Annotated in this window: 5 protein-coding genes; 3 read left to right on the top strand and 2 right to left on the bottom strand. The window is 66.6% G+C overall.

Going from position 1 to position 12629, the window contains the following annotated elements:
* Positions 1 to 21: 21 nt before the first annotated feature.
* Together AC4MBH_RS09260 and AC4MBH_RS09255 are read right to left on the bottom strand one after the other, a co-directional pair.
* Entirely contained in the window at positions 22 to 2823 is a 2802-nt protein-coding gene (locus AC4MBH_RS09260; protein WP_491794561.1) for a helix-turn-helix transcriptional regulator, read from the bottom strand.
* A gap of 128 nt (positions 2824 to 2951) precedes the next feature.
* Positions 2952 to 3596 carry a hypothetical protein gene (locus tag AC4MBH_RS09255; RefSeq protein WP_491794560.1) on the bottom strand — a complete coding sequence of 215 codons (645 nt, stop codon included), beginning with the start codon at positions 3594 to 3596 and terminating at the stop codon, positions 2952 to 2954.
* A 1664-nt stretch (positions 3597 to 5260) separates the two neighbouring features.
* Between AC4MBH_RS09255 and AC4MBH_RS09250 the strand changes: the two genes are divergently transcribed.
* From AC4MBH_RS09250 to AC4MBH_RS09240, 3 genes are all read left to right on the top strand, one after another.
* Positions 5261 to 8935: a hypothetical protein gene (locus AC4MBH_RS09250; RefSeq protein WP_491794559.1), complete on the top strand. Its 3675-nt coding sequence runs from the start codon at positions 5261 to 5263 to the stop codon at positions 8933 to 8935.
* Between the two features lie 387 nt (positions 8936 to 9322).
* Positions 9323 to 10189: a DUF6602 domain-containing protein gene (locus tag AC4MBH_RS09245; protein WP_491794558.1), complete on the top strand. Its 867-nt coding sequence runs from the start codon at positions 9323 to 9325 to the stop codon at positions 10187 to 10189.
* Between the two features lie 272 nt (positions 10190 to 10461).
* Complete coding sequence (locus tag AC4MBH_RS09240; RefSeq protein WP_491794557.1) at positions 10462 to 12525, top strand: hypothetical protein; 2064 nt, start codon at positions 10462 to 10464, stop codon at positions 12523 to 12525.
* Positions 12526 to 12629: the final 104 nt, after the last annotated feature.

Here is a 12629-nt window from a genome sequence, read left to right as displayed (position 1 = left end):
CCGAGGTCCGCCCTGCGCGGCTCAGCGCGTGGAGGCGGCGAGCACGCCCGGCAGCTGGGCCCGGCTCCCGACGTCGAGCTTGCGGTAGGCGTTGCGCAGGTGCATCTCCACGGTCTTCTGGGTGACGTAGAGGCGCTGGGCGATCTCGCGATTGGTGGAGCCCTCGGCCGCCAGGGAGGCGATCCGGGCCTCCGACGCGGTGAGGGCCCCCGTGCCCTCCACCTGCACCCGCCGCGGCCGAGCACCCGAGGCCACCAGCTCGTCCAGGGCGGTCGCGGCCAGCCCACGCGCGCCGCAGCGCTGCGCCTGCGCCAGACCGGCGCGCAACGGCCCGCGCGCCGCGGACGGCTGCGAGGCCAGCCGCAGCGCCCGCCCACGGGCGACGAGCGCCTCCGCGGCCACCAGACCGGCTCCGGCGGCCGAGGCGAGCTCGGCCACCGCCGCGAGCTCGTCGGCGTCGAGCCGCGTCCGGACCAGCGCCGCCGTGAGCCGTGCGTGCGCAGCCGCTCCGCGGGCGCCGGCGGCCTCCGCCGCGGAGACGTCGTGGGCGACGAGGTCGGCCGCTCGCTCGGGGTCCCCCAGCGCAGCGTGCGCCGTGGCGGCGAGCGACCGCCACGGGATGAAGGCCGGGCTGCGCCAACCGCTCCCCTCCAGCCGCGACCCGAGCCGCTCCAGCTCGGGCAGCGCCTCGGCTGGGCGTCCGCCGGCGATCAACAGCCGGGCCCGCGCGGCCACGAAGAGGTCCTCCAGGTTGGAGTCGCCGCCCAGGTCGGCGGCCGGGACGGCGTCCAGCGCCGCCTGCGCGTCGTCGTGGCGTCCCTGAGCCAGCAGGGTGTCGGCCAGGAACGCCGAGCAGGCGATCCGGCCCAGCCGCCAGGACGGCAGTGACGCCAGCGCGAGCGACTGCATCGCGTCGGCCTCGGCGGCCAGGAGCTCGCCGCGCCGCAGGTGGATCAGGGCCCGCAGGCAGTCGGTGAGCGCGCCGACGACCGCGGCGCCCGTCGACCGCGCCGAGGCGCCGACGCGGTCGACCTCTGCCAGGGCGTCGGCGTGCCGGTCGGCCATCACCAAGGCCCAGACGCCGTACCCCCATGACGGCGAGCTGCCCAGGTCGGCGCCGAACTCCCCGTCCGCGACGCGGGCCAGCAGGTCGGGGGCCGCCGGCCGCCCACGGATGGCGTGCTCGTAGGTGATCACCGCGGCCAGCTGCCGACCGGCGTCGCGATCGTGGTCGAGCCAGCCGGGGTCGGTGTCGACCCGGGCCAGGTGGTCCTCGCGCAGCCTCGACGCCTCGGGGCTGCGGGACCACAGCGCCAAGGCGTGGGCAGCGGCGCGGGCAGCCAGCTGCTGCGCCGGTGGAAGCCGATCGGCGAGCTGCTGGCGCACCCGGTCGAAGCTGGCGAACGCCGCGTCCGCCTGGGCACCCATGGACAGCGCTCCGGCGTGGTCACGGGCCAGCCGCAGCTCCTCCTCGGGGTCGTCGTGGGCCTCCAGGGCGAGGACGAAGTGGTCGAGGGCGGCGGACTCGCCCGCCGCCGCCTCGGCGCGCGCGAGCGAGGCGAGGAGGCCGGGATCGACGTCGCGGGACTCCTCGTGCGCGCGCCGCAGGTAGCGGACCGCCTCAGCGGGCTGGCCGAGCTCGAGCGCCTGCGTCGCAGCCGTGCGCAGGACGCCGACCGCCCACGGCTCCTCGACGCGGCCCGCCTCGAGGAGGTGCGTGGCCACCCGCGCCGCGGGCGCCCGCCGGTCGTGCAACCGGCGTGCCGCCCAGGCGTGCAGGTCGCGCCGCTCGAGCACTGCGATCGCGTCGTGCACCGAGCTGCGCACGACGGGGTGGACGAACCGCAGCCTGCCGTCGGCCGTCGCCGTGATGAGCGCTGCCTCCTGCAACGCGACGAGCGCGCGATCGGCCTCGTCGCGGTCGAGCGCGGCGAGGTCGACCGCGTCGTCGACCGCGACGTCGTCGCCGAACACGGCGACGGCTCGAGCGACGGACACCGCGCCGGCGGAGGCCCGCTGCAGCTCGCGCTGCACCCGGAGGCCGATCGTGCGGACCCCGACCGTGCCGATCGACGTCGCCGACGGTCGACGCTCACGGCGCGAGAGGTCGAGCAGCAGCTCGTGCAGCAACAGCGGGTTGCCACCCGTCGCCGCGTGGCAGGCCTCCGCCAAGGATCCCTCGCCGAGCGCCTCGACGACCAGTGCTGCGGTCGCCGGCACGCTCAATGGGCCGATCGGGACCACGGTGGACTCCGCCGCGAGCTCGTGCAGCGCCGCGTCGGGCACCACCGAGGCCAACGGCCGGGTCGCGACGACCACGGCGACCGGGAGCCCCTCGAGCCGCGACGCGAGGTGGAAGAGCAGCTCGACGCTCGCCTCGTCGGACCAGTGCGCGTCGTCCACCACCAGCGCCAACGGCCCGAGCGCCTCCGTCAGGCCGACGACCAGCCAGTAGAGCCCCTGCCGCCGGGCGAAGGCTGCGCCGTCCACGTCCTCGACGACACCCGCCGGTGCCGGGTCGAAGACCGGCCGCGCCAGCGCAGCGCTGCCCTCCCAGACGGAGTCGCCGGCCTCGCGCACCGCTCGCTCCAACAGCGACTGCACGGTCCCGAAAGCGTGCTGGCGATCGAGCTCCGAGCCGCGAGCGCGCAGGACCCGCAAGCCGTGGGTGGCGGCCCGGTCGCGCACGGCGTCGAGCAGGGTCGTCTTGCCCGTGCCCGCGTCCCCGGTCAGCAGCGCGGCACGGCCGTTGCCTGCCGAGGCGGCCCCGAGCACGGCGTCCAGCGTCGCGAGCTCTGCGTCTCGGTGCTCGGGGACAGGCACGCGCCTCGGCCTCCTCGTCGACGGTTCGAGTGCGGCCTCACTGTTGCAGGAGGACGCGCCCTCGTCACCGGAAACGACGCGGAAGATGCACGGCAGTCGGCCGCCCGCCCCGACGGGCGGCCTCACGCTCAGCTGCTGAACACGGCCCCGGTGAACAGGCACACGTCGCCTGCGCCGTAGGCGCCGTTGCCGCCGGCGAGGTCGCCGCGCTTGACGGCGGCGCCGGTCCATCCGCGCAAGGTGGTTCCACCCGGGGCGAAGGCGACGAACTCGCTTTCACCGGGCGAGTCGGAGTTACCGTTGCCGAAGCCCGCGATGGTCCTCTCGATGCGCCCGTCGCCGCTGGGGTCGCTGCCCGGGTTGAGGAAGTCCTTGCTGGCGCCGCCCCCGGACAGGTCTTGGTTCGCGGAGGTGAACACCACACCGGGCACGGTGGTCCGGATGAAGGTCTCCGCATAGCTGAGCCCGGTCGAGTTGTCGGTGGAGCACTTCCCGTACACGGTGAGGGGGCCTCGGCGGTACAGGACGGCGGCCGGCGCCGTCCAGAGCGCGTCCTCACGGTTGGCGCCGACGGTCGCCACGACCCGCTTGCGCGGGAGCGCGCGTGCATCCAGGACGCCAGGCGCCAGGACGCCGGCCGAGAGCGACCGGGCGCGCACGTCGGCGCCGGTGAGGCTGTTGTCGCGCACGTCGCGGCCGCTGAGGGAGTTGTCCTTGACGTCGGCCCCGGTCAGGAGGCGGGCCGCCTCGGCAGGCACGCCGAGGGCAGTCATGAACGCACACAGGGCGACAGCGAGCGCGAGCGCAGGATGGGTGAGAAGACGATTCATCGGAACCTCCGGTGGTGAGTGGTGAGAGATGGGTGGATGTGGTGAGCGGCGGGCGGCTGGCCCTGGTCGCCGACGGAGGCGAACCCGTTCGCCTGGCGACCCGTGCCGAGGGACGACACGTCGGTGACCGCGTATCCGCCTGACGGCGTGCTACGTGACGTGCGTCGGTTCCTCATGTCTCGAACCTCGCGGAGCGACCCCGTCGCTGTCGTGAGGAGGCCACCCTGCAAATTCCCCCAGGCCGTGGCCGACGCCCCTCGTGACCCACCAGGCAACGGTGCGGGTACCTGACCTCCAGCACGAGGCCCACGTCTTCCTCGGCCTGGCCGACGAGTGGTGTTCTCGGGCGTCGAGGGGGTGCGGCTGCACGACCCGCGTCGCTTCTACGCGTCAGGTCTGATCGCCTCTGGTTGCGATGTGTGTGGACGTCCAGCGGGCGCTCGAGCACGCCCAGTCGACGACGCCGCTGCTGACCTACGCCTGGACCAGCCATGAATTGGCCCTGACCTGCGGCGTTACACGTTGAAGCGGAACGTTGACGACGCTTTCGGACGCTTCTCAAAACCGACCGAAAACCAGGTCTGACCTGCGCAAACAGTACATCGTCGACGCGCGTCAATTATGCTCGTTTGGCATCTCTAGCCGTCCTGGTGAGGGCAGATTGAGGGCAGACGGGCGGTAGTTCGCTCTTTAACTACCCCTCCGAGCGCCCGCGCGAGACGCCACTCGCTTCGTCGATTCTCGAAACGAGTGAACCCCAGGAGGCATCCTCGTTGCGTGCTGTCTGCCGAGGTCTCGTGGCGGAACGGCGGCGAGATGAACCGCGCCTACTGCTGGCGCTCCACCTGCCAGGTCATTGGGTGCCGCGACCTGGACACCGGCATGGACCACCTCGACTCCGCCGCACCTCGCGACCTATCTCGACTCGTTCGAGGAGTGCTAAAGACCTACGGAGTCGCCTGCGCGTCGGCCGCAGCTGCAACCGTCTACCGTCGCGGGGCGCGACCTTTGGTGTGGTGGCGCAGGCGACGCCTCGAGCGTGCCGGCGCCGTCCCGGTCGCGTCCTGGCGGGAGTGGCAGCTCGACCGCCCCTCCTACGAATCTTCGTCGATTCGTCGCACGACGGCTCCACACCTCGTCCGCAACGACGCAGGGACGGCGCACTGGGCGCAAGCCACAGAAGAACGGCCGACGTCGTGGCGTAACCCGGGGTGACCGTCACGATCGTGCTTCAAGAGTTTGCGCAGTTGGCGAGGGGTCAGGAGCGACGTATGACGCGCGTCGTCGAGGAATCGGGCACCTCCACTGGACGGCTGCGTCCAGAGTTAGCCTGCGTTGGGAAAGTGCGTGGATCGGCACTTCCATCCTGTAAGTGCAACGCCAACCGGATTGATGACCGGCAACCCGGCTGCCGCCTGCTACAACTCTGCCTGAGGCAGACCGTCCAGCGGCGAAGTAAGGTGGTAGTAGCAACTAAAGGAGCTCGAATGAGTCGGCCAGGGTATGTAGATCGCGCCCAACTCAAATCTTGGGCCGACCAACTTGTTTCTAAGGGCGAGTTTCCGCGCCTCATCCGTCAACTAATTTTGGAGACTACGCCCGGCATCGTGTCGCTCGGCATGCCCGCCGGAGACGGTGTCGCAGCCGGTGGCTGGGACGGATCGGTCCGTGCGACCGACGGCAACGCCTGGGTACCGCAGGGCTACTCGGTCTGGGAACTATCCGTCAATAGTAGCCCTGGCGTGAAGGCCAACGAGGACTACTCGAAGCGAGTCGCGACGCCTGACGGCACGCCAATGCAAGACACCGCCTACGTCGAGGCCATCTTGCGCACTTGGAGCAAGCGCGACGCTTGGGCGAAAGACAAAGCCAAAGGCAAGGTCTGGAGCGACGTTCGTGCCTTTGGGCTCGACGACATTGAGATGTGGCTACAGAATGCGCCGGTCACCTGGGCGTGGTTGTCGGAGGAGTTCTTCCACCTGAATCCTCATGGGCTCCGCACAGGTCGCAGCTGGTGGAGGACCTGGAGCGGCCAGACGACACCTGCGATGACGCCGGAGATTGTTAAGGCCGGCCGGGGCGCGGAGGCAAGTGAGCTTGTCGCTCGTGCCTCTGCCCTGGGCCTGGTGTCCATCTCGGGTACCTCAGTCAACGATGTTTCCGCCTTCATTGCCGCCACGGCCGTCGCCGAAGATGCAGCCGGCAACGGTCGTCTGCTGGCCCGGTTAGTGTTTGTTGACGACGTCGCCACGTGGCGTCGGCTGCTCGAAGGCACCTCGCCTCTCGTGCTGGTCGCGCTCGATCCTTCATTCGCGGAGGAGGTTCCGGCAGACACGCCGCACGCGGTCATCGTCCCGCTCGTAACGAGCTCGGTTCACGCCGACATCGAACTGCAGGATCTTGACGCCAAGATCGTCACGGAAGCTCTAACGGCCGCCGATCCAGACCGTCAAGACGTAAGCGAACTGGGCAGGTTGGCACGTCGAAGTCTCACTGCTCTTCGACGCCGCGTAGCGCGTAAGCCGGAACTTGTTCAGCCTGTATGGGCCAAGGCACCACTCGACCGGGCGATCCGAGCGAGCCTGCTCCTCGGCTCGTGGTCGGACAGCAACGAAGGGGACCGTCAGATGGCCGAACAACTCGCTGGCGTGCCCTACGAAAACTTCAGGACGGCATGCATTGAGCTTTCGCGAGGAGACGACCCGTTCCTTACACACATCGCTAACGAGTGGCACTTGGTGTCGCCCGTAGATGCGTGGATGCTGCTCGGCGGTCAGGTCACCGAGGACGACCTACTTCGTCTGAAGCCCGTGGTCGACGCGGTGATCGGCGAAGTCGACCCTGCCCTTGACCTACCGCCAGAAGAGCGTTGGTGGAAGGCCTCTTTCGATGGCCGGCGGCGTCAGTTCTCGAGCCTGCTGTCTTCAGGGCTAAGCGGGACCCTTGCCCTACTCGGTGTGCACGGAGGTGAAGCTCGTGTGCAATCCAGCACTGGTAGTGACTGGGCGTCCTACCTCGTACGCGAACTGCTGGATGCGGTGCAAACCGACCATTCCGGACATGGGTGGCAGTCAATCGCCCCGATGCTCCCGTTGCTCACCGAGGCGGCGCCCGCGGTTGTCACGAAGGCGGTCGCCAAGACACTCGCTGACGAGCAATCAGTGCTTCGGACCATGTTTGCCGACGTTGGCGCAGATCTCTTTTCGCCGACGTCGCCGCATACGTATCTACTGTGGGCGTTGGAGCGGCTCGCCTGGAGCGACGAACATTTCGGCCAAGCCATTGACCTACTCGCTCGTCTGGATCGTCTTGATCCTGGTGGACGCATGAGTAATCGCCCGGCCAAGAGTCTTAGCGACATCTTCTGGCCGCCGCACCCCGGGAACGCAGTCTCTAAGGAACGCCGGCTGAAAGCGCTGGACGGTCTGCGTAAGCGCCACCCAGGTACAGCCGTGCCGCTTCTTCGCAGCCTTCTGCCGAAATCCCACGGCATACACTTTCCCACCGCGAGCCCGCAGTACCGCGACTGGAAGCCGACATCGGTTCGCGTCACTCACGCCGAGTATCACGATTTCGTCATCGAGGTGCTGAGTCGGCTTCTCGAGGATGCAGGGCCGAGGGCCGAGGCTTGGACGGCGCTGCTCGAGAACTATTCAGACCTACCTCCCGATGGCCGCCTAAAATTCAGAGGCGCGTTCCGCGGTCTGATCGATAGCGGGGCGTTCGATGCCGAGAACAGGATGACGATCTGGCGCTCCCTAATCGACCTTACTGGCAAGCACCGGAGCTATCCTGATGCCCGCTGGTCCCTCGCCGAGGAGGAACTAGTCGAGCTAGATGTACTTGCTACCGACCTCGCTCCAACCTGCGCAGTCGACCGCTTGGCCTACCTATTCGACAGCTGGAACCCATATCTAGGCGACGTCAGTCGCCGCGACGACTTCGATGCATACGACAAGGCACTGACCCAGCGCCGCATTGAGGCAGCCGCCGAGATGTTGACCGAAAGCGACTTCACCAGCATTGCTGAACTCGCGAATGTTGTGAAGTTGTCTGGCGCGCTCGGACATGCACTGGGCGCCAACGGTGAGCAGTTCGACGACGACGTCCTGGCGCTACTAGAACTCGAAGACCCACCCTCGGTCGACTTCGCCACGGCCTACTTCCAGCGTCGCTTCTTCGACTCGGGTTGGCAGTGGGCCGATGACTTCATTGGGCGCCACGCAGAAGCATCTGGACGCCAGAAGGGGCTACTCCTGGTATCGACGCGTGACTTCCCAAGGTCATGGGAGGTAGCCGTCGACCTCAAGGTCGCTGCCACGTACTGGAGCAACTTCGGGATCACCGGGCTCGGTGGAAACTTCGCTCACATCGAGCATGTCGCGCGAGCACTGATCGACGTAGAGCGGTTCGGACATGCGCTGCAGTTCGTCGGCGTTTATGGCCGGCGTGACCGTCTGGCCAGCGGCGTTCATGCCGAGCTGATCGCGGAGATTCTCGATGCCCTGCTGACCGACCAGGACCAGATCCAATCGACAGGTCTTCATGATTACGACTTCACCGAGGCGTTCAAGCACCTGGAGGCCGAGGTCGAGCACCTCGGTCTGTCGCGCGTCGCGGGTCTCGAGTGGGCGTATCTCGGCGCCCTCGGCTTTGAGCCCCGCGTCCCCGCGCTGTCAAAGTCACTCTCGACCGATCCCGACTTCTTCGCCGAAATGATCGACCTCATCTACCGTTCGTCGAAGGACCACGAACCCGACCTGTCAGAAGAAGAGCGAGCGGTGCGCAGTCGCACGGCATCAAACGCCCACAGCCTTATCGACGCATGGGATCGCCCTCCTGGGCTGGTCGGCGACACCTTGCACGCCGAGAAGCTGGGCGAGTGGGTATCCGTGATTCGTGCGAAGCTCTCGGCGTCGGGGCGCCTGAAGCACGGGATGAGACATCTAGGCGACATCCTGGCCAGTGCACCCGCCGATGCAGACGGCGTTCGTCCAGGAGAGATCGTACGAGACCTGATCGAGGACCTGCAGAGCGACGACCTAGACAGTGGTCTCTATCTTGCGATCGTCAACAGTCGAGGCGTCGTGACTCGTGGCCTTGATGACGGCGGGGAGTCTGAACTGGCCTTGGCACAGCAGTACAAAGAGACGGCGGCACAGATATCGGATGACTCACCTCGCTCTGCGGCGATCATGCGCGACGTGGCCGCTTCCTATGAGCGCGACGCGCGCCGGAACGAAGATGCAGCGGAGCGTCATCGACGGGGCCTTGAGCGCTAGTGGATGAACCGTTGACCACATGAGCCCTCCGTGACTGGCACACCATCTGGTCTCTCCCCTGCGGAGACTTCGTCGCCGTCCGGGCCGACCGCATGCTGGCCTCCGCGTTCGTCGGGCTAGCGGGCGATCTTGAGCACCGGCACGTCACGGCGACGGGGACACCGTCGGCGTCCAACTCGCGGATTAGCGGGTACACCTTTCTGGCGGCATGACGCGGATCGACAACGGCTCCGCCACGGCATGCGCGGAGTATCCGGTGGCGCCACAGTGGTCGTCGGGATTCGATGCGACGAGCGTTCAGGCACGAGCGGGCAACGACGGAAGGACCGCGCTCGGCAAGTCGAAGAAACTTGTGACCTTGCTGGGGTCCTCTGTGATAATCGTCCGGTGACAAACGTTCCAGGAAATCGGACGGCTCACGAACTCATGGCCGCAAGCGAGTTGGAGCTCTGGGCTGCTTTCGCAAAGGCCGAGAAGTTTCGACAGATGGGCGATCGTTGGGACGTTCGCGAGCATCGGCTGACTACGTTCCTTCGGGACCAGTTGCCTAGTCGCTACTCAGTTGTCTCCGGAGAAGTGATCGATGCGGCAGGTAAGCAGTCCGGCCAAGTCGACATTCTGATTCTCGACGGGGCGAATACTCGGCCACTCGTCACGAGCGATGATGTAGCAATCGTGCCCGCCGAGGCGGTCCTAGCAACCATTGAGGTTAAGTCGAGACTGACCAAGGGAGAAACAGCGAAGGCCACCGCTGGAATGGTCAAACTCCGGACCGTGCGACCTTGGGATGCTCCATGGGCGGTCGCGCGCCGAGGCGGCTCTAACGCCGAAGATAAGGTACCTCGCATCTTCGCGACGCTGTTCGCATACGACACCGATCTCGTCGCCACGACCTGGCCGGCGTCGGAGGTGAAGAGATTTCGTGGATGCGCGACCGACGTGGGATTGCCGGTCCAGCATTTAGATCGTCTGGTTGTGCTGAATCGTGGGATTCTTATCCCTGCGGCAGGGGTTGCGTACCAGCCAACGAATGAACGTGGAGTCCTCGGTCTCTGGTTCTTCCAACTTACGAGTTTTCTAGCTCGCGAGGTCTCGCGTCGTGAAGCGTTTCCATGGGATCGGTATAAGCTGCATGAGCGTGGCTCGTGGACGAAGGTCGCCGACCCGATTTATGACGCTCCAGTTGCGCAGCGGGCTACCGCATCGAAGCGCCTACGAGAACGCAAGCGCCGCAATCGACACGTCGGGGGCTAGCGGGTCAAGGCTCCTCCGCCAACCTCCAAGCTTATCGGGGCGCCGCGATTGGCGCGCTCCATGCCGAGGCAACAATGCCGAGCACTTAGCTTTGGGGCATCGTGGGGCTCGACGATGACTCCGACAGTTGAGTCCGACGGCGCGGTTCACAGCCGGTCGGTGCGATCACCGTTCCAGAGACCAGTTGATGCTCCCGCTTGACCATCACAGATCTTGCTCCCGCTCTCCGGAGGACACATGTGACTACACCCCGCCCCAATCACCCCCAGCCGATGCCCGAGCCCGTTGCGGCATCCGCGCGCGAAGTCGAGCCGGCGCCCGAGACCGCCCCTGACGTAGCGCCGGAGGTCGCGCCCGAAGAGACCCTTGAGTTGGATGTGGATCGCACTCGGTTGCGATTCTACGGACTCGACAGCTACGCCTCCTCTCACGAGCTCGATAAGGCCCTCGGCCTGGTAGTTGCGTTCGAGCCCCGCCACCAGAGCCTCGACGCCACCGATGTGAACGACCTGATTGAGCTGCACCATGCCGCGCAGTTCATCGACCGGGACGTGTACCCAACGAACGCCACCGAGGCGGAGAAGGCGAGCGCACGAGCACGCGTCCGCGACGTCAAACGAGCGGTCGGCACCTACTTCGGCGCCATCACCGATGACACGTTCGCTGACCGCGTAGCGGCCATCGACTACCTATACCACGGAGACCTGCTCAACCTCCTCGACCGAGGCGGAGCCTTCGAGCGCTGCACCGCGGAGGCGGCCCTCGGGGCGTTGACCGCCGCCGGCCTCGCATGCGGCGACCTCCTCGGCTGCCGGGGGCTCGTTCGCGCCTACGACAACGACGTCCGCGCCTTGATGCTTACCGACCCGCGCAACGCCGAGCACATCGTCACCAAACACCTCCTCGCTGACGCGAACGGCTCGGTCCATCTTCCGGTGAGCCTCACCCCGGACGACGTGAAAACCTTGCTAGGCGCCTACGTCGACGACCAGAACGCGAACCTGAACTACGTTCACCTGATCGCGACAGCTCGCGTGGATCGCAACACCGGGATCAACGCTCGCCTCAAACTGCGAGCCAAGCGGGCCTACGACACAGCCATCGCTGCACAATTCGAGACCAACGAAGCGCTTCGTACCGGGTGCGAGGTCCGCATCGCAGACGACCAGCGCGACGCCGTCGTGGCCACTCTCGATGGCATGGTCTCGAAGCTGTCGTACAGCCGGGTGTGGCTGATGGACAGCCTCGATGAGCCTTCGGTGCTGAATAACTTCATCTACTTGTTCGAGTTTACGAACTCGCGGATGGTGCTGACGTTGCCGGCCTACACCGCTCAACTCGGGGTGTTGGAGCGAACCCTCGGTGCCTCCGGCCGCAAGGACTACCGCACCGGGACGGCGTTCGAGTTCCACGACCGCGCCTCGTTCGTCCAAACGCTCGCATACCGTGACTTCCTGCGCACCCAAGACATTGAGATCGAAGACGTCATCTCGTGGTTCTTCACCCGCTACCTCACCGAGGAGTTCGGCGCAGCGAACTTCAAGTTCCGTCCCTCGAGCACGACCGCGACGTACCTGGAGAAGACTCGCCACCTGTTCTCGGAGATGGAGAGCGTCCTCAAACAGTTCACGCTCTACGTCGAGGACGGTGAACTCGACCTTGATCTGCTGTCGATGACCTCCGAGCACCTGATCTACGGCAACGTCCCGAGCCTGATCCCGGGCAAGTACGTGTACGTAAGCGACCACGACGACATCGCCACGATCATGTTCTTACTGTTCTCGGATCAGTCGAGCTTGTCCTACATCAGCCCACGACTGAAAGCGGAAACGTTTGCAACCCTGCTCGTCGAGCACACCGTGACCCACTGCGACTTTCACGCCTACCAGCGGCCCGGACTGGATGCGCTAGTGACCCACCAGATCGTCACCGTGACCGACGAACGAATCACCTTCACCGACCCCGCTCAGTTCCGGATGCTGCGAGAGTTGAACGAGTACGAGGCAGGCAACTACCACCGTTACCGGCCCGCTGCACGAGCTGCGATCGACGAGATGGTGCAACGCGGGTGGGTCCGTCGCGCGTCCTCGCTGCTCACCCGGGCCGAGTCGAGGTACTTCAACTATTTTCTCAATCAGTCTGAGTTCAGTAACGGGCCCGACCTGCGCAACCGGTACTTGCACGGGTCACAGGCCGACGGCGAGGACGACCGAGTGCACGCCCACGCGTACGTGATTGCACTACGGCTGCTGGTGGCGCTGGGAATCAAGATCAATGACGATCTCGTCTTGGCCGCTGACCTCAACGCCGCCCCCGGACCCCAGGGCCCTGGGTGACGGGCGAGCCAGTGTGCACTCGTCGGCGGTAGGGGTGGGATCAGCAGCCTCGGCCCAACCACTACCGCCAGCACCGCCCCCACCTCTGTCCCACGCCCACGCTC

This window comes from Nocardioides sp. WJ219 (assembly GCF_058559815.1).
This window is presented reverse-complemented; position numbering and strand designations above follow the sequence as displayed.

Bases quoted from the DNA above. Each gene is read 5' to 3' on its own strand.
- AC4MBH_RS09255 (WP_491794560.1), bottom strand. From the start codon at position 3,596: ATGACTGCCCTCGGCGTGCCTGCCGAGGCGGCCCGCCTCCTGACCGGG.
- AC4MBH_RS09240 (WP_491794557.1), top strand. From the start codon at position 10,462: ATGCCCGAGCCCGTTGCGGCATCCGCGCGCGAAGTCGAGCCGGCGCCC.